The 17,957-nt window shown below is 65.2% G+C and carries 16 protein-coding genes, 1 tRNA gene, 1 rRNA gene and 1 pseudogene; 10 read left to right on the top strand and 9 right to left on the bottom strand.

From position 1 onward, the window contains the following. Positions 1–152 precede the first annotated feature (152 nt). Both GYB83_RS06685 and GYB83_RS06680 read left to right on the top strand, forming a co-directional pair. On the top strand, positions 153–1,067 hold the full coding sequence (locus tag GYB83_RS06685) for an oxygenase MpaB family protein (protein ID WP_161894768.1): 915 nt from the start codon (positions 153–155) through the stop codon (positions 1,065–1,067). After that, the gene (locus tag GYB83_RS06680; protein WP_161895533.1) at positions 1,064–1,897 is read left to right on the top strand and encodes an oxygenase MpaB family protein; all 834 of its coding nucleotides are present in this window, start codon (positions 1,064–1,066) and stop codon (positions 1,895–1,897) included. Before GYB83_RS06685 ends, GYB83_RS06680 begins: the two co-directional genes overlap by 4 nt. Here GYB83_RS06680 and GYB83_RS06675 read toward each other — a convergent pair. The 3 genes from GYB83_RS06675 to GYB83_RS06665 form a co-directional block, all read right to left on the bottom strand. After that, positions 1,875–2,609: a dihydrofolate reductase family protein gene (locus GYB83_RS06675; RefSeq protein ID WP_161894767.1), complete on the bottom strand. Its 735-nt coding sequence runs from the start codon at positions 2,607–2,609 to the stop codon at positions 1,875–1,877. The genes GYB83_RS06680 and GYB83_RS06675 overlap by 23 nt on opposite strands. 93 nt (positions 2,610–2,702) lie before the next feature. Beyond that, on the bottom strand, positions 2,703–4,214 hold the full coding sequence (locus GYB83_RS06670; protein ID WP_161894766.1) for an HNH endonuclease signature motif containing protein: 1,512 nt from the start codon (positions 4,212–4,214) through the stop codon (positions 2,703–2,705). A 260-nt stretch (positions 4,215–4,474) separates the two neighbouring features. Then, positions 4,475–5,161, bottom strand: a complete 687-nt coding sequence (locus GYB83_RS06665; RefSeq protein WP_228461250.1) for a GntR family transcriptional regulator — start codon at positions 5,159–5,161, stop codon at positions 4,475–4,477. Positions 5,162–5,255: 94 nt separating this feature from the next. On the opposite strand from GYB83_RS06665, the pseudogene GYB83_RS23555 reads away from it, so the two are divergent. Continuing rightward, a pseudogene (locus tag GYB83_RS23555) lies at positions 5,256–5,543 on the top strand (DUF2255 family protein); the annotation flags it as partial. Between the two features lie 237 nt (positions 5,544–5,780). Then, entirely contained in the window at positions 5,781–6,533 is a 753-nt protein-coding gene (locus tag GYB83_RS06650; protein WP_228461248.1) for an alpha/beta hydrolase, read from the top strand. 233 nt (positions 6,534–6,766) lie between these two features. Here the strand turns inward: GYB83_RS06650 and GYB83_RS06645 are convergent, their stop codons facing one another. Further along, positions 6,767–7,912 (bottom strand): ATP-binding protein, encoded by a 1,146-nt coding sequence (locus GYB83_RS06645; protein WP_228461399.1) that lies wholly within the window; start codon positions 7,910–7,912, stop codon positions 6,767–6,769. A gap of 174 nt (positions 7,913–8,086) precedes the next feature. On the opposite strand from GYB83_RS06645, the gene GYB83_RS06640 reads away from it, so the two are divergent. Continuing rightward, positions 8,087–8,158 (top strand) — tRNA-Gln (locus GYB83_RS06640). 139 nt (positions 8,159–8,297) lie between these two features. Here GYB83_RS06640 and GYB83_RS06635 read toward each other — a convergent pair. Beyond that, positions 8,298–8,750: a MarR family winged helix-turn-helix transcriptional regulator gene (locus tag GYB83_RS06635; protein ID WP_161894763.1), complete on the bottom strand. Its 453-nt coding sequence runs from the start codon at positions 8,748–8,750 to the stop codon at positions 8,298–8,300. Positions 8,751–8,823: 73 nt separating this feature from the next. On the opposite strand from GYB83_RS06635, the gene GYB83_RS06630 reads away from it, so the two are divergent. Beyond that, complete coding sequence (locus tag GYB83_RS06630; protein ID WP_161894762.1) at positions 8,824–9,201, top strand: cupin domain-containing protein; 378 nt, start codon at positions 8,824–8,826, stop codon at positions 9,199–9,201. A 9-nt stretch (positions 9,202–9,210) separates the two neighbouring features. Here the strand turns inward: GYB83_RS06630 and GYB83_RS06625 are convergent, their stop codons facing one another. Further along, positions 9,211–10,605: a DUF2252 domain-containing protein gene (locus tag GYB83_RS06625; protein ID WP_161894761.1), complete on the bottom strand. Its 1,395-nt coding sequence runs from the start codon at positions 10,603–10,605 to the stop codon at positions 9,211–9,213. Between the two features lie 14 nt (positions 10,606–10,619). Next, positions 10,620–11,735, bottom strand: coding sequence for an aminotransferase-like domain-containing protein (locus tag GYB83_RS06620; RefSeq protein WP_228461246.1), 1,116 nt, complete (start codon positions 11,733–11,735; stop codon positions 10,620–10,622). Between the two features lie 71 nt (positions 11,736–11,806). On the opposite strand from GYB83_RS06620, the gene GYB83_RS06615 reads away from it, so the two are divergent. Together GYB83_RS06615 and GYB83_RS06610 are read left to right on the top strand one after the other, a co-directional pair. Continuing rightward, positions 11,807–12,262 (top strand): MarR family winged helix-turn-helix transcriptional regulator, encoded by a 456-nt coding sequence (locus GYB83_RS06615; RefSeq protein ID WP_161894760.1) that lies wholly within the window; start codon positions 11,807–11,809, stop codon positions 12,260–12,262. 16 nt (positions 12,263–12,278) lie between these two features. After that, the gene (locus tag GYB83_RS06610) at positions 12,279–12,710 is read left to right on the top strand and encodes an NUDIX hydrolase (RefSeq protein WP_161894759.1); all 432 of its coding nucleotides are present in this window, start codon (positions 12,279–12,281) and stop codon (positions 12,708–12,710) included. On the opposite strand, the gene GYB83_RS06605 is transcribed toward GYB83_RS06610, so the two are convergent. Next, positions 12,701–13,915 carry an oxygenase MpaB family protein gene (locus GYB83_RS06605; RefSeq protein WP_161894758.1) on the bottom strand — a complete coding sequence of 405 codons (1,215 nt, stop codon included), beginning with the start codon at positions 13,913–13,915 and terminating at the stop codon, positions 12,701–12,703. The genes GYB83_RS06610 and GYB83_RS06605 overlap by 10 nt on opposite strands. Positions 13,916–14,040: 125 nt before the next feature. On the opposite strand from GYB83_RS06605, the gene GYB83_RS06600 reads away from it, so the two are divergent. Then, positions 14,041–14,754 carry a TetR/AcrR family transcriptional regulator gene (locus GYB83_RS06600; protein ID WP_228461245.1) on the top strand — a complete coding sequence of 238 codons (714 nt, stop codon included), beginning with the start codon at positions 14,041–14,043 and terminating at the stop codon, positions 14,752–14,754. On the opposite strand, the gene GYB83_RS06595 is transcribed toward GYB83_RS06600, so the two are convergent. Then, entirely contained in the window at positions 14,670–15,743 is a 1,074-nt protein-coding gene (locus tag GYB83_RS06595) for a DUF6670 family protein (RefSeq protein ID WP_161894757.1), read from the bottom strand. The two genes, GYB83_RS06600 and GYB83_RS06595, sit on opposite strands and share 85 nt — an antisense overlap. A gap of 532 nt (positions 15,744–16,275) precedes the next feature. On the opposite strand from GYB83_RS06595, the gene GYB83_RS06590 reads away from it, so the two are divergent. Further along, positions 16,276–17,796: ribosomal RNA gene (locus tag GYB83_RS06590) — 16S ribosomal RNA — on the top strand. Positions 17,797–17,957: the final 161 nt, after the last annotated feature.

The following is a 17,957-nucleotide window of genomic DNA, read 5'->3' as shown; positions in this document are numbered from 1 at the left end:
GTCGTGTCGAGATCCCGCGACCTGTTACGACGTCCAGATTCTCTGGACCTCGTCCGATGATTGAGCCGACACCGAGGCGGTAGCCGAGGCGTCGTGTCGAAATCCCGCCCATCATCACGACGTCAGAACCTCTCGACACCGAAGGACACGCCATGCCCGCGAGCTACCTGCCCGACATGGATTCGACCACGCCCGAGCTCACGACGGCGCAGACCAGGATCCGGATCACCACCCGCAAGCGTCGCGTGACGAGTCTGCGCAAACCCGCCCGCGTCCAGGAGGCGCTCGACTTCTGGTCGTTCGCGGGGGCCGCGGCCAACGTCGTCATGCAGTTGGGGTGGCCCGAAGTGGCGTACGGGGTGATGGAGAGCAAGGTCGAGTCGGGTGCGTTGATGAAACATCCGTGGAAACGGGCGCGGACCACGGCCCAGTACCTGTCGGTCGCGATCATCGGCAGCGACGAGGAGAAGGCCGCGTTCCGCGAGGCCGTGAACTCGGCGCACCGACATGTGAAGTCGGATGAGCACAGTCCGGTGAAGTACAACGCCTTCAACCGCGAACTGCAGCTGTGGGTGGCGGCGTGCCTGTTCATCGGCATCGAGGACACTCATCAACTGCTGCACGGGAAGATGGACGAGGCCGACGCCGACGAGTTCTACCAGTCGGCGAAGACCCTCGGCACCACCCTGCAGGTGCCCGACGACATGTGGCCCGCCACCCGCGCCGACTTCGACCACTGGTGGAACATCGCGTGCCAGCGGACCGTCATCGACGACGAGACGTGCGACTTCCTGAACGACCTCGTCGATCTGAAGATGATCAGTCCGCTGATCCGGTGGCCGTTCGTGAACCTGCTGCGCTTCCTGACGACGGGCTTCCTCCCGCCGCTGTGGCAGGCGCAGCTCGGGTTGGAGTGGACCGAAGACGACCGCCGCCGCTTCGAGCATCTGTTCACGTTCGTGTCGGTGGTCAACAAGTTCCTGCCGAAGTGGATCCGGTTCGGCGGTAACAGGCTGCTCATCAAAGACCTGCAGCTCCGCATGAAACGCGACAAGGACGTGATCTGAGCGGTCGGTCGCGCCCGAGCCTGCAGCGGGTCCTCGACGAACCGTGTGCCTATCTGCTGTGGCCTCGGGCGGCGCTGATGCAGTTGGCGCACCCGGCGATCGCGCCGACGGAGGCGCAGTCGGGTGCGTACGCGAACCGCGGAGCCCAACGCTGGTCGGGCACGGTGAACTACCTGCGGATGGTCGCGGGCGGCGACGACGAGGTGAATCGACTGCTCGTCCGTGAGGTCAACCGGGTTCACGCGGGTGTCCGGGTCCCGGACGGCTCGGCAGTGCGGCGTCCGGCGTTCGACGCCGACAATCAGCGGTGGGTGGCCGCGACCTGGTTCCTGTCGATGATCGACGTCTACCGGCTGCTCGTATCCGACATCGACGACGACGTCCTCGACCTGCTCCTCGCCGACTTCGCGAGGGTCGGCTCGATCCTGCAGATGGACCTCGACGACTGGCCTCGCGACTTCACGGCGTTCGAGGAGTACGTCGCCGCAGTCCAGGAGGGCTTCCCGTCGTCGTTGCCGCGTTCAGGTCCGGACGCTGACCCCGAGCAGGTGCTGCCGGGCGACGTCGCCGCGCAGGTCTTCTCGGCGTACTCGCTGCCGTTCCGGTTCGTGCGGTGGGCTCCGCGGATCCGGGTCCTGACCTGGGGAATGGCGGGCCCGGATCTCCGTACCGTTTACGGGATCGACTGGAACGACGAGACGCAGCGCCGTTTCGAGGCCACCGTCCGACGCCTGCGTCGCATCACCGCGAGACATCCGTTCCGTCGTCGGAGGGCACGGAGGTCGACGCGGCGGGCGATCGACGGACTCAGGCCGCAGGCCGGCGCGTGACGTAGCGCGTCCACAGGACGTCGTCGGACAGGACTGTCGACGACGCGAGGCGGAACGCCGTCGTGCCGCGCAGGGGGAGGGCCGTGGCGCGCTCGAAGACGCCCGGTGTTCCGCCGTGGTCGTCGACGACTGCGGAGACGACAAGACTGACCTCGTCGACGAGGCCCGCGTTCAGGAACGACCCGTTGATGACGGCGCCGCCCGACACGACGAGGGTGGTGATGCCGAACAGCGCCCGGAGCTTCGTGGACGCGACCGCGAGATCCAGTCGGTCCGTTCCGGCGAAGACGTACGAGATGCGGTTCGCGTGCAGGTAAGCGACGTAGTCGTCGGACGCCCTGTCGGTGAGGAGTTCGATGATGTGCCCCGCGGGCCGGACACTGTAGGTGAGCGTGTTCGACCTCCAGCCGAGCGTGCCGGACGGGTCGGCGGCCACCACGAAGTCGCGGGCCTCTGGATCGGCGACGTGGTCTTCGCGCGCCACCCGCGGCAGGTCGGGTGAGATGTACGGGGCTTGTCCACCGGTGAACGCTTCCAGGGTGACGCGCCCGCACAGCCATGCTTGGCTGTCGAAAGTCAGATGCGTCTCGTTGTAGTGCCTGCTCGCTGCCGCGGCCTGCGGCGTGTTCATAAACGGCCCGATGATCTTTCCGTCGAGCGACGTCTCCATGTGGCAGATGATGTACGGGCGATTCGCCTGCGATGTCGTCATGTCTCCAGCATTCACCTCGGCCAGAACCGTTGGAAGGTACTGCCGGTACCCCCGCTGGATGAGTGCATGACGGCGTCCCCCGCCTGACCTATGTCAGGCGGGGTACCGCACCACGTCCGTCCCCGGAGGGACGGGCGGACCCGGTGGCGGGGCCGGGATCCGGCAGGAGAGCCATTTCTCGACGGCCGATCCGGATTCGGTGACCCGATCGCCGAAGGTGGGGAGGATCTTCTCCGGCTGCAACGCGTGGTTGACCTTCCACGGTTCGTTGGAGCCGGTGGGTCGCCATCCGACCCGGCCTGTGAAGGGGCCGGACTGCAGGATGGTGGTCTCCCATCCGCCGGGTGTGGTCGAGACCGACCTGTTGTGGCCGCCGCACGCACCGCCGAGGTGGTCGATGTCGGTGGGGCCGCCGTCCTGCCAGTCGGGCATGTGATGGGCCTGGGTCCGCGACCACGGGACGGTGCATCCGGGCGCGGTGCAGCCACGATCGCGGCCGAACAACGCCAGCCGCTGAGCCCGGGACGCCAGGCGCTTGCCGCGCCCGAGGTACAGGACCTGTGCTGAGGCGGTGGCGAACACTTCCAACCACGGGGTCGCATCGCCGGCGATCTCGACGAGATCCTTGACCGGCAGACGAGTCCCGGTCGCGGTCGTCGCGACACCCGAGCGGGATTCGAGATCGTCCAGCGATGCGGTCACCACCAGCTGCGACGACAGCGACGTGCCCTCGCCAAGGCCGCCGTTGGCGATCAGAAACGTCCACATCGCTTCGAGTGCGTCGTGATTGCGCTGGGACTGGGACCGGGTGTCGCGCTCGGCGGCTGCGGCGAGGGCGTCGGGGTCGACGTTCGCCGATGATCCGGACGGGGACTGCTCGTCGTCGGGATTGTTCATCCCCGGCGCGGCCCACAGGACGAGCAGCGCTTCGAGTTTCGCCCGTGCGGCCGGGGTCAGTTTGGCGCTGATCGCCGACATGAGTCGCCGGTCCTGTGGGGCGAGGGTCACGCCACGACTCCGGGCTCGATCGGTGTCGTCGGTCAACTCGCCGTCGGGGTCGAGGTGGGCCAGAATCCGCTTGCCCGCGGTCCGGGTCTGCTCGGGAGTCAACGTCCGTGCCACCTCGGCGAGTTCGGCTTCGGCGCGGCCCTTCACGTCGGCGGGGATCCCCGCCGGGATCGCGTCGATGACGTCGACGATCTCCGCGACATGGTCGAGGGAGAGGTCGCCGTCGGCCACCGCTGTTGCGGTCGCGGGGAGTGTCGGGTCGAGTGGTTCACCGGAGAAGGCGACCAGCGAGCTCAGGCTCAGCGCGGCGTCGGTGTGCTGTTTGCGGGCCCGCGCCGACAGCCGGAGCTGGCCTTCCAAGTACTTGCCCGGCATCTGAGACCCTGCCAGACGGTACGCACCCCGCTGGGAGACCTCGGCGAACAACCGGGCATCCACACCGACACCACGACGGTTGGACCGCTCGTTGACTTCGGAGGCGGCGAGCAGTTCGCGGTCGGACAACCCGGACAGGGGCGCCGCGGCGAGTTTCTGCGTGACCCGATCGCGCAGTCGAGCGAGTTCCAGCGGATTGTCGGGGAGTTCGATGTCCGTCATGGTGTCCACCTCCTTCGCCGGGATGCCTGGTTCTCCGTTGTGTCCAGTTTACACATTTGTGCGACAGATCACAATAGACTAGCCTGTGAGTTCGATAAGTGGGGATTGCTGGTGATCAGTGGTCCAGAAATGGACATCCAACGAGGCGCTGCTCAACCACCATGAATCGCTGGTCGGCGGACTGGCCGGCAGTCTGCGTGACCAGCGGGAACACTACGTAAGGTGACGTCGTCACCAGGAATCGATCGTCTAGTAGGCGACTACTCCGTGTCCTCCCACAGACCTTGCTTCTCGAGCATGTCGATGACGTAGTCGGCGCTGTTGACGATGTGCCGTTCGGTCACCTCGCGGGCGCGGCCGGCGTCGTGCGCCTGCAGGGCTTCGAGCAGTTCGTGGTGCTCGGGGGTGACGGTCCGGACGTGCGTCTCGATCGACGCGTAGAACGAGTTCGGCAGGTGCTTGACGATGGACGCGAGCAGTCGCGCGAGGCGGTCGGAGTCGGCGGCGAGGTTGATCAGCCGATGGAACTGGTGACCGAGCGTTCCGATAGCCTCGGTGTCGTTGACCTCGACGGCGGCGTCGCAGCGTTCCATCACCTCTTCGAGTTCGCGCAGTTGCTCGTCGGAGATGCGCTCGGCCGCCCGCGCGGCCAACTCGCCGGACAGGCTCGACTGCGCCCAGAAGAGGTCGCGGACGTCCTGCCGGGTGAACTCGGCGACCACGAACCCGCGGCGGGGGACGGCGGTCACGAAACCTTCATTGGAGAGCCGCAGCAGGCCCTCGCGGACCGGGGTGATGGACACGCCGACCATCTCCGCGATCGGCTCCATGCGCAGGAACTCGCCCGGTTTCATATGCCCGGACATGATCTGTTCGCGTACGAAGCTGGCGACCGCGTCGGGCAGTTGCTTGTGCCGTCCGCGGGCGGTGGGGAGTGCTGTGCTCACGATGACCTGCCGTTGGAGTGAGGTGGACGAGTTCGGATATATCGTCGATTCTATGCGGTGAAGGGTCGGGCGGGCTGCAACCGCCCGACTTCGCCGCTGGGTCCCGATCTGGGCGGTGCAGGCCGACGGTGAGCTCTACCTCCGCTCCGCGTTCGGCGCCGACGGCGGTTGGTACAAGTGGGCCATGTAGACGGGCAAGGCCCGTCTCCGACTTCGGGGCGACGAACTCGACGTGACCCTCACCCCGGTGTCCGACGAAGCGATCAACGTTGCCGTCGACGACGCCTACCGGTCCAAGTACGCGGGGCAGCAGTCGTCGATGAACATCATGATCGGCGACGTCGCGCGCCCCAGCACGGTCCGGGTGGACCCGTCCGTCTGACGAGACAGGGGCTGGTGACGCCCCTGACGACGGCCTCTGGTTGAGTCTGGGAATCGGGGACGGAGAGTGGAGTCATGACCACATACACAGTTCAGTCCACGACCGTCCCGACTCCTCATTGGAATATCGCCGCGAACCTGCTCTTGCCTGCAGATTTCGACAAGTCGAAGAAGTATCCCGCGGTCATCGCGGCCCGCCCGATTGGCAGCTGCAAGGAGCACACCGCGGGCAACGTGCATGGTTGCTGCCCTCGCCGACGCCGGCTATGTGATGATCGCCTTCGATGCGAGCTACCGGGGCGAGCCGCGGTGGACGAAGGATCCGGCGCAGCGCGTGCGTGACTTCAGCTTCGTCGTCGACCACCTGGTGACGCTCCCATTCGTCGACGCCGACCATATCGGTGTGCTTGGCGTGTGCGGTGGCGGCGGCTACTCGATCAGCGCGTCGCTCACGGGGCGCCGGATCAAGGCCGTCGCGTCGATCACAGGCGTCAACTTCGGTCACCTCCTGCACGAGGCGTTCAGCGCCTACGACCCGATCACCACGCTCGAACTGATCGCCGCACAGCGCACTGCGGAGGCCCGCGGTGCGGTCGCGAACGTCGAGAACCTGCTCCCGCCGACCGTCGACGATGCGCAGGGCCTGGACATCGACGTCGCTGAGGCCACCGAGTACTACAAGACCGACCGTGGGCAGGCGCCGAACGGCTGCACCCAGAGTCTGGTCTCGCGTCGTGCGGGCGGCTTCGGGTGGGATGCGTTCACCCACGCTGAGGTGCTGCAGACCCAACCGCTGTTGATGGTCATCGGCGACAAGCCGGGCGCGTTCGGCGCCTACCGTGACGGTATGGAGATCTATCGTCGATCGCCGTCGACGAACAAGCAATTGGTCGTCGCTGAGGGCTACTCGCACTACGACCTGTACGACCTCCCCGCCGCGACGACGATCGCGCTCGACGCCGCGATTCCGTTCTTCAACGAGCACCTGTAGGAATCGCGCCGCGGCTCTGGGCAGAATCTTCACCGCAGCGTTCCGTCGTAGTGCATTCTGACGTCGGCACCGCGAAGTTCACCTGAACCTTGCGGTGCCGACGTCTTCTCAGTTGGTGACCTACCGTCCCGGTCAGCCGTCGACAGCGTCAACGATGCCGTCTTCGGCGGCCTTCGCCAGTTGATCGTGGTCGCGGGTGGGCGATGCGGACTGGCAAAGCCGCGATCGGTCGTTCACGTCTCGCCCTCGTCGAGAACCTCGACAAGGATGTACTCGGTGAAACCCGGTGCCGTGAAGCTGAGCTTTCCGCGAGTGCGGTCCTCGATGAGGCCTTTGGCGAGCAGAGACGCGCGAGTCATGCTGATGGCTGTTGTCTCCACGCCGAGTGCATCGGCGATGTCCCGCCGCCTGACATCGACGCCTCCGTTGCGTGCCATGGCGACGAGGAATCGTTGTTCGCCGTCGGTCGCAGCATTCCATCTGCTCCCGAAGAAGTTCAGCTGCAGCTCGCTGAACGCGATTCGGGCGGCGTCGACGTGGGCTTTCGTCAGAATTCCGCCTGCCGTCGGATATCCGGCCGCCTTCCAGGTCTCGTTTCCGATCACCTGGACGAAGTATGGATAGTTCGCGCTCGTCGTGTGTGCAGCACGGAGCGCATCCGTGCTCCATGTCACGCCTGACCGTTCGGATGGAGTGGACAGCGCCTCGATGGACGCCTCGTCCGTCAGATTGGTGAGGCGCTGATAGTCGAACCGCTCGGCGAAAGACGCGGCCCGCGAAATGACCTCTTGACTGTGGCTGAGGCCTGCCGTGAAGCATGCTGCGCGAAGCGATGCGTCTTCGGACTGCATGTGCTGCCACGCGTAGGCCAGAGATCTCAGTGAAGTGGCGTCTGCGGCCTGAATTTCGTCGATGAACACCACGAGCCCGGAGGCTCCGGACTCGACTGCGGCAGTCGTCGCAGTTCTCAGTAGATCCTGAAGCGCCCTGCCGGGACCTCTCATCGGTTGTTCAGTCGTTGACGTGAGCGCCGATCCGGAGATGTTGACGGGACCGATCGACAGCGTCAGGCTGTTGATCGCCGCCGTCACCAGGTTCCTTGCCGTGATCGTCCAGGTTCGTGCCAGTTCGCCGAACTCGACAGTGAGTGCGTCGAGTAGTGGTCCGTCGCCCGCAGTCACCCATACGGTCACGAAGCCATCCGCCTCTGCCGCCAGCTGGCTCGCGCGCAGCAGGCTCGTCTTACCGACGCCTCTCGGGCCGACGTCGACGCGGATCACCGTGCTCAGTGAGCCCATTGCTCTCACGAAGTTCAAGCGTTCGTGGATCGATGCCACTTGGAGTGCGCGGCCAGGAAGGGGTGTGCGTAGGTTGGCTATCGAGCCCGGGGTGTACGGGCTCGGTTGGGCTGGGGCTGACGCGGAGATCGCAAATCCATATATACATCTTTATAGACCAGGGTGTTCTATAAAGATGTATAACGAGCAGGAGCGGGATGTGCCACGCGGTCACGTGCGTGTCGGCGGGCTGTGGCAAGATCGTTCGGGCAGCAATCCGCCGTGGTGTAATCGGCAACACTCCTGATTTTGGTTCAGGCATTTCAGGTTCGAGTCCTGGCGGCGGAGCAAAGTAAACACCCAGCTAGATGGGTGTTCTGCTCGTCCCTCCCGGGAACGCCGTGCACCAACTGTGCACTTGGCCTTTGAATGAGTCTGCGGGGCATGCGGTCTCGGAATTGAGCAAGCCCCGGACGGGGACGGCGCTTCACGCCCAATCGGAGAGATTGGTGTCGGCGCGACCGTCGGTGCCGATCGCGGCGAGCGTCTGCAGGGTCGTGTCGACGGCGTGATCGCCGACAGTCGAACGCCAGGCGGCCATCTCGCGGCGGAAGCCCGCGGCCGACAGCGCGAGCAGGGTGCGACCGCGTGAGTTGATCGTGATGATCCGTTCGCGGCGGTCGTGTTCGTTGAGCGTGCGTTCGATGAGCCCGAGCGCTTCCAGCGACTGCGCGGTCTTGGTCGCGGCCTGCTTGGACACTCCGAGCCTGGCGGCGAGGTCGACACTGGTGCAGCCGTCGCCGATGGCCTGCAGGGCGAAGCCGTGGGTGGCACGGACACCGGGGAAGCCCTCGTCGGCGAGTCCGGAGTGGACGGCGTCGACGAGTCCGCGGAACGCGCTCATCAACAGGAACGGTGCTTCGACGTCGTCGCGAATCATTCGTGCACCGTACCGCGAAGAAGACAATGTGGTTGACTATTAATCGTCAACTACATTGTCGATTGGAGTCGTCATGCCACACCTGACCGCACGATCCGCCCGCACCTTCGACGTCCACGGCGTCCGGTTCACCTCGTTCGCGTCCAGCGCCTCGGGGTCGCACGACCTCGCGGCGTGGCGAGCGGACTTCCCGCCGCACACCATCGGCCGGAGTCACACGATGTCCCGCGACGAGATCCTGCACGTCCTCCTCGGTCCGCTCGAGATCGCCGTCGACGACGACGAGTTCACCGCCGTCGACGGCGACGCGGTGCTGGTGCCGGCCGGATCGGCGTTCCGGGTCAGCAACACCGCCGACCACGCCGCGCAGGCCTGGGTCACCACGACGGTCGGCATGACGGCGACGATGCTGGACGCGGGCGAGACCCTCGCGCCGCCGTGGGCCCAGTGACGCCGTGAATCAGCGACCCGGCCAGCCTTCGACCGCGTCCACCTCGCCGTCCTCGATGGCCTTGGCGAGCTGGGCGTGGTCGCGATCGTTCTGGTCGGCGTAGGCGAACGCGAACTCGGCGAACGCGTCGCCTGCCTTCGACGACGACCCCAGATAGTCGTGGATGGCCTGGACGTCACCGCTGCGGGCGTGCGCTCGGGCGAGGACGTGACCGCAGGCGGTCGCGAACTGCGACAGTCGTGGGGCGATCATCTCGCCCTTCGGGATCACCTTGCCGTCACGGAACTGACGCACGTAGAAGTCCATCGGCGCACCGGTGTCGCCGTCGGACGAGATCGACGTCCATCCCACGAACATGTCGGTCGCGCTCTGGATCATCCGCTGACCGTGAATGACACGCGACCCGTGGTTGTCGTACACGCTCGGGGACAGGAACTGCTCGTAGACCGACGGGCCGGCCTGCTTGACCTGCAGGAAGATCGGATCGCTCGTGCGGCGCTCCTCGCTGAGCGTGAGGAACACGCGCATGCCGACGCTGCCGACGCCCACCACCTGTTGAACGGCGTCGACGAGGTCGAACCGCGACCACAGCGAGGAGATGTGGTCGGGCACCGACGCCTGATACTGGGCCACGATCGTCTCGAGCTCGGCGAGGTGGTCGTTCAGCGCGTGCGTGCGGTACGGCGGGTCCTCGGTGATGCGTTGCGCGCCGTCGACGACGCTGGTGAGCTTCTTGAACGCGCCTCGACTTGAACGCTTCTCGGCGCGCTTCTCGATCAGCTTGTCGAGTTTGTGGTCGTCGTCGCTCGTCGCGTAGTCGAGCAGTTGCTCGGTGCTGACGCTGTCGTACCAGATGTCGATCTCGGGCCATGTCGAGTACGTGGCGATCCAGTCGCGGTAGCCCGCATATCCTGCGGCGACGGCGTCCTTCGCGTGCGCCTCGACACCGTTCGCGCGGGCCAGGATCACCAGGCTGGCGAGGAACCGCTTGACGTCCCATTCGAACGGGCCGGGGAGCGTCTCGTCGAAGTCGCGCAGGTCGAAGGCGAGGTTGCGTTCGGGGGTGTTCCACAGGCCGAAGTTCAAGACGTGCGCGTCGCCGCACAGCTGGACGGTGATGCCCGTGTTCGGCGCCGACGCCAAGTCGGCCGCCATCACTGCCGCGGCTCCGCGGTAGTAGGTCCACGGCGACGCCGCCATCCGCCCGTGCCGCAGGGGAAGCAGGCGCTGATCGCGAATGCTGTTCTGCCCCAAGATGGTCGCCAACGCGTCGTGGCCGCGCGCTTCGGGCCTCCACTCGCCGAGGCTCCGCCGTCCGACGACCTTGCGCTGCGCGGCGCCGTCGATGGTGATGATTTTGTTGGGACGTTCGGTGAACGCGTTCTCGCCCTGCCACAAGTTCATCGCCACATCTTCCCTCATCGACTCCGGGCCGCTATGCGTTCGGCGATCAAATCGGCCAGAATCGCGAGTCCACGGTCGGCGTCGGCGCTGTCGGAATGGCTGAAGTTGAGACGCATCGTCCCGAGTTCGGGTTCGTCGGCGTAGAACTCCTCGCCCGGCATGAAGGCGACTCCGGCGGCGACGGCGTCGTCGAGCAGGGTTCTCGTGTCGATCCGGTCGCGGAGCGTGAGCCAGAAGAACAGGCCGCCCGAGGGGCGTCGCCAGTCGGCGAGGTCGCCCAGGTATCGGGTCAGGAGCGAGTCGAAGTCGTCGCGGCGCGCGCGATAGAAGTCGGCGAGACGCTCGAGCCTGTCGGTCCAGTCCCCGTCCGACACCGCGTCGAGGACGATCTGCTGTGACAAGCGTGAACTGTGCAGGTCGACGGCCTGTTTGAGGATCACCAGGCGGTCGAACAGATCGGCCGAGGCGGTCATGAAGCCGAGTCGCAGGCCCGGCGCGAAGGTCTTCGAGAACGATCCCTGGTACACCCACGACGCGCCGTGCATCCGCGCGACGATCGGTGCGCGATCGACCGCGTCGTAGGCCAGTTCGCGATACGGGTCGTCCTCGAAGAGGACGGTTCCCGAGTCGCGACAGGCATCGGCGAGCGCGGCCCGTGCGGCGTCGGACATACAGGCTCCGGTCGGGTTCGCGAACGTCGGGACGGCGTACGCGAGCGATGCGGTGGGGTCGGCGAGGTCGGTGAACCTCGCGCCGTAGAACCGGAACACCTGTAGTGCCGCGAGGTAGGTCGGCTGTTCGACCGCGGTCACGGTTCCGGGGTCGACGAGCAGCTTCGCGACCAGGTCGATGCCCTGCTGGCTGCCGCTGAGGATGATCACCCGGTCGTCCGGCGCGTCGACGCCGAGGGCTCGGAGCCGTTCCGCGACGGCCCGTCGCAGCGCGGGTTCGCCTTCGCTGGGGCCGTACTGCAGGAGGTCGGGAGCGAATGATCCCGACCAATCGGGGAGCATCGTCGTCGCAGGCAGACCGCCGGCGAACGACACCATGCCGGGTCGGTCGACGACGCTCAGGATGGTTCGGATGGGGGACGGTCGGAGTCCGTCGATACGATCGGAGAACGTGGGCACGAGCAGTCCTCTTCCGCCAATAGGTCAAGTAGGTTGCCGTGATTCTGCCCCCATCCGGAAGGTGAGTCAACATGTTTGACCAAAATCGCGAGGCCGCGCTCCGTCAGGCCGTCGAAGACCTGTACTTCGGCTACCGCGCCTTCACCGCGCTGCCGGACGAGATGCTCGCGACGAGCGGCCTCGGCCGGACCCACCATCGCGTCCTCTACTTCATCTGTCGGCGTCCGGGCATCTCCGTCGGCGAACTGATCGCCCTCCTCGACGTCACCAAACAGGCCGTCCACCGTCCCATCAAAGACCTCGAAGACCGCGGACTCGTCGCCAACGCCGCCGACGTCGACGACCGGCGCGTGCGCCGACTCACCGCGACCGACGCGGGCGTCGACCTCGAACGCCGACTCACCTTGTCGCAGATGGACATGCTCGACGACGCCTTCGCCGCGGTCGGGCCCGACGGCGAGGCGATCTGGCATGCGGTGACGGCCCGCCTCGCCGGACGAACAGCGCGCGGCGTCGACCGCCCGTGATGGAATGAGAGCAGCCATGCACTTCACCGAGTTCCACACACGGATCGCCGCGTACGTCCTGATCGTCGACGGCGATCGAATCCTGCTGTCGTGGTACCGGGGCGATGCGCTGACACCTCCGTGCTGGACGATGCCCGGCGGCGGCGTCGAATTCGACGAGACGCTGCGCGACGCGGCCGTTCGGGAGCTCTATGAAGAGACCGGGTATCACGTGAAGGTCGGCGGCATCCTCGCCGAAGACCACCTGACCTTCGCCGCGCGCGACGGACGCCTCCCGATCAGGTCCCAGCGCTTCGTGTTCGACGGGTCCATCGTCGGTGGAACCCTCGGAACCACCGAAGTGGACGGCACCACCGAGTACGCGCGGTGGCTTCCGATCGCCGAGGTCCGGTCGATGGACCAGGCGATCAAGGCAGACATCGTCGACGTCGCGCTCGCCTACTTGTAGTGCGGATTGTTGCCCGACGGCAGCTCGATGCTGATCGGCATCCGCAGCTCGGACACGTACAGCAGGACGAATTGACGGAGCATCTCGTCGAACGTCCAGTAGGCCTCCTTCGGCATGCCCGCCTGCAGCACGCCCTCCCGGACCAGCACGTACGGTCCCCACGCCGCGTTCAGCAGCGGATCCCACACCGGCTCGCGCGGGATGCGCAGGTCATTGGCGATCCGGTCGCCGAGCATGAAGCGGGTCAGCGCGCCGAGCACTCCGCGGCTCAACAGCGTGAGGTCGAGTTGCATGCCGAGGTCGAGCAGCATGTCGGCGATCTTGACGCCCTCCGGCGTCGCCGCCAGGATCGGGTCGAGCACCTGCGCGGCCTGCGTCTCGGCGGAGTCCCACGTGGCGGGTATGTACTGGTCGTCGATGCCGAGCATGTGCCCGGCCACCTGCCAGGAGTGAAGGAAGCCCCCGGACTCCGCTGGGTTCAACGGCACCTTCCAGCGACGCAGCATGCGCATCACGGTCGTCGGCAGGCTGTGCCAGGTGACCATCATGTCGGCCTGGGTGATCGGCTTCGTCTGACCGGACACGCTCGCCCAATGCCCGGACCGGGGGAGGAGGTGCCGCACCGCCGAGTGAATCAGTCGGGTCTTCACGCAGGTCACGGCCATTTCTCCGGACGGTGCGTACGCGTTCAGCGACCCGATGTCGTAGCCGAGCTTCGCGGTCTTGGAGATGCGATCCTTCATCGCGGCTCCGCCGTGCGAGTAGTAGACGGTCCGCGCCTCGTTCGGGATGACGGCGCTCATCATGCCGCTCGCGAAGCCGTACAAGGCCCCGAGGTAGGTGCCGCGCTTCTGATTGAACGTCACCGCGTCGGCGAGCTTCCCGCGATCCGCCCACGACGGGAGCCTGCGGGCCTGTTCGACGAAGTCTCGAAGATCGCCGGACAGTCCGGCGGGCAGCGGTTGATCGTTCCTCGTCCACGCGCGGAGCGCGGCGTTGACCTTCGCGACGTCGCCGCGCCGGTAGACGTCGGCGACGAGATCGTCGGGGACCGGATCCCATGCGAGTTTCGGATCGGCCCCGGTTCCGTGCCCGGGCACCGACCCGGCGGGCGACCAGGTCCACGGCGTCGCCGAACCGGCGGCGATCAACGCCCCGGCTCCGGCACCGGCCTTCAAGACATGTCTGCGTGTCACGACCACCATGCGCTTTGTTCCTTCCGCATCCCCGACTGTGCTGTGTGTAACAAATCTGGAAGATCTGTAACATGAGTAGCACTCCGTGACGACTCTCACAAGAGAATGGTGTGAACACGAGAGGAGACGACGCGATGGCGCCACATGAGGTACCCGCGGCCGAGACGCTGATCGATCGCGCCACCAGGCGCGCGATCGACGATCCCGGCGTGCGGCCGGTCGACGCGACCCGGGACAAGCTGATCGACGCCGCGTTCGAGCAGTTCTGCATCGACGGGATCGCCCACACGTCGATGGAGGACGTCGCCAAACGCGCAGGCACGTCGCGCGTGACGATCTACCGCAAGTTCGAGAGCAAAGACGCGCTCGTCGACGAGGTGATCGGACGGGAACTGCGCGACTACTTCGACTACTTCGCGACGGCCATGGCCGAGTCGGAGACGTTCGCCGATCGGATCGTCATCGGATTCGTCACGTCCGTCCAACGCATCTGGTCGAACCCGCTGATCAAACGCCTCATCGACGACGACCCCGCCCTCGTCCCCGGCCTCGTCGGCGGCGGCGAAGGGCGGAACATGTACGTGGTCAGCGCCTTCGTGTCCGCGGCGCTCCGACAGGAGCAGCACGCGGGCAATCTCGACCCCGCCGTCGACCCGGACCTCGCCGCGGAGATGATCGCCCGAATCGCGGGCTCGTTCGTCACGACCCCGAGCAGGCTGGTCGACCTCGACGACGCCGAGCAGCTGGCAGACGTCGCCCGCGACTACCTGCTGCCGATGCTGCGGGTGTCGACCCACTCCATGTATCCGGAGCCGTCGACGGACGCGCCGCGGAACTCGCCGGAATAGGTGTAGGCGGCCACGTAGCCGCGGCCGTGGCCGAAACGCAGGGGACTGTCGACGGTGGCATCGATCGCGAAGACCAGCGCATCGCCGTCACGCACCGTCCACCGCATCGTCTGCGGGACGCGCATCCGTCGTCCCCATCGATCGACCTGCGGCCGGTCCCACGCCGTCACCTCGAACCGCACGTCGTCGTACACCGACGTCTCCTCACCGAGGACCCGCACATGAAGCAGCCTGCACGCGGTACGACCACGCGCCTGCACGTCGGTGAGCAAGAGCTGGGTGCGTTCGTCGAGCTGGATCACCTGATAGGTGAACAGGTCGACGGGGAGCTTCGCCACGGCAGGCACCGGAGACGCCACGGCCGCCTGTTGGGTGAGAGCACGTGCGTACTCGAACGTGCCGAGACCGGAGACCTTCGTCGTCCCGGACGCGTCGGTGATGGTCCCGGTATAGGGAGCGAGAAGGCTCAGGTGCTGATAGATCGGTGTCCGGACGAAGTACGACACCTGATCGGTGAGAGTCAGGGACAGGTCGACGTCGAACGACTCGTACCGGCCCGCGACGTGGACCTCGCGGTCGTGCACCGTGATCGTGAGGTCGTCGCCCCAGCGCAGGACCGAACCGTCGTCGGCGAAGTCGCAGTCGGACCGGGAGTCGTATCCCTTGTAGTGATGCTGATCGCCGACCGCCGTCGACGAGAGGACCGTCGCCAGGTCGCGGGCGTCCGTCCCGACGAGTTCGTCGTTGTCGAACGCCTCCGTTCCCGTGGCGCCGATGAAGGTCATCGTGTTCACGTACCGATGAGGCTCGGGGAGCAGCGGGACGAAGACGCCGTAGTGGACCACCGACCACGCCCGCGAACGCGCATAGGGACGGAACGGCTCGCCGCCGTCGAACGGCCGACCCGACGCCGTGATCCGAGAGTCGACGAACGGCAGCGCGACGTCCAGAACGGCGCGCGACAGGAGGCCCGAGATCAGCTGTGTCATGGGCTCATCCTTGCAATCTCGCGGCGCCTCCGCACGGCCGAGACGCTGACCTGGGGATTTGACGCTGCGTTCCCCAGTGCGTAACTTATGTCGAGTCCGCAGCGGCCAGGCCGCGAAAGACGAACCCCCTCCAAACCTTCTCTGCCGGGTCGCGAGATTCCGGTGGGGTTGCTTGGTGGGGCCGGCCTTCTAGCCGATACCGACGATTTGCACTGCGGGTCGCGGAGACGCTAGGCTGGAAGAGTTGGCCGCGAGCCGGTCAGCGACAATGCAAGTTCACTGGAGTTCGGCCCGGCAGGTTCGGGTTGGTGCTGGTGGGTGTGTGTTCTTTGAGAACTCGATAGTGTGTAAAATAGATGTTCTTGTGCCACATATTTTTGGTTTGTGGCATGAAGGATTGATGGACAGATCATGGTTCCTTGGTGGACGATGATGTTTTTGATTGAATTCTTGTCAGTTTTTTGGATTTGGTCAGGTTGTGCTTTCTGGCTTGTGCTGAAATTGCGGTCTTCGGGTCGTGTTTCTGTATTTTTTGTTGGAGAGTTTGATCCTGGCTCAGGACGAACGCTGGCGGCGTGCTTAACACATGCAAGTCGAACGGAAAGGCCCTTTCGGGGGTACTCGAGTGGCGAACGGGTGAGTAACACGTGGGTGATCTGCCCCAAACTCTGGGATAAGCCTGGGAAACTGGGTCTAATACTGGATATGACCTTCTGCTTCATGGTGGATGGTGGAAAGCTTTTGCGGTTTGGGATGGGCCCGCGGCCTATCAGCTTGTTGGTGGGGTAATGGCCTACCAAGGCGACGACGGGTAGCCGACCTGAGAGGGTGATCGGCCACACTGGGACTGAGACACGGCCCAGACTCCTACGGGAGGCAGCAGTGGGGAATATTGCACAATGGGCGCAAGCCTGATGCAGCGACGCCGCGTGAGGGATGACGGCCTTCGGGTTGTAAACCTCTTTCGCCAGGGACGAAGCGCGAGTGACGGTACCTGGAGAAGAAGCACCGGCCAACTACGTGCCAGCAGCCGCGGTAATACGTAGGGTGCGAGCGTTGTCCGGAATTACTGGGCGTAAAGAGCTCGTAGGCGGTTTGTCGCGTCGTCTGTGAAATTCTGCAACTCAATTGCAGGCGTGCAGGCGATACGGGCAGACTTGAGTACTACAGGGGAGACTGGAATTCCTGGTGTAGCGGTGAAATGCGCAGATATCAGGAGGAACACCGGTGGCGAAGGCGGGTCTCTGGGTAGTAACTGACGCTGAGGAGCGAAAGCGTGGGGAGCGAACAGGATTAGATACCCTGGTAGTCCACGCCGTAAACGGTGGGTACTAGGTGTGGGGTCCATTTCACGGATTCCGTGCCGTAGCTAACGCATTAAGTACCCCGCCTGGGGAGTACGGCCGCAAGGCTAAAACTCAAAGGAATTGACGGGGGCCCGCACAAGCGGCGGAGCATGTGGATTAATTCGATGCAACGCGAAGAACCTTACCTGGGTTTGACATACACTAGAAAGCTATAGAGATATAGCCCCCCTTGTGGTTGGTGTACAGGTGGTGCATGGCTGTCGTCAGCTCGTGTCGTGAGATGTTGGGTTAAGTCCCGCAACGAGCGCAACCCTTGTCCTGTATTGCCAGCGGGTTATGCCGGGGACTTGCAGGAGACTGCCGGGGTCAACTCGGAGGAAGGTGGGGATGACGTCAAGTCATCATGCCCCTTATGTCCAGGGCTTCACACATGCTACAATGGCGCGTACAGAGGGCTGCGAGACCGTGAGGTGGAGCGAATCCCTTAAAGCGCGTCTCAGTTCGGATTGGGGTCTGCAACTCGACCCCATGAAGTCGGAGTCGCTAGTAATCGCAGATCAGCAACGCTGCGGTGAATACGTTCCCGGGCCTTGTACACACCGCCCGTCACGTCATGAAAGTCGGTAACACCCGAAGCCGGTGGCCTAACCCCTTGTGGGAGGGAGCCGTCGAAGGTGGGATCGGCGATTGGGACGAAGTCGTAACAAGGTAGCCGTACCGGAAGGTGCGGCTGGATCACCTCCTTTCTAAGGAGCAGACAACACCCAACGCCCACTCGAACGCAGCTGGGGTTGGTGTTTGTTCATAGGGTGAAACACAAGAACCCACCGTGATGGTTGGGCGCCGCGAGAGTCGGTGTTCTGCTGGTGGTTGCAGTCGGGTGACTGGCTGTTGTCTTTTTGCACAC

This window comes from Gordonia spumicola, from assembly GCF_009932475.1.
GTDB classification, from domain to species: domain Bacteria; phylum Actinomycetota; class Actinomycetes; order Mycobacteriales; family Mycobacteriaceae; genus Gordonia; species Gordonia spumicola.
This window is presented reverse-complemented; position numbering and strand designations above follow the sequence as displayed.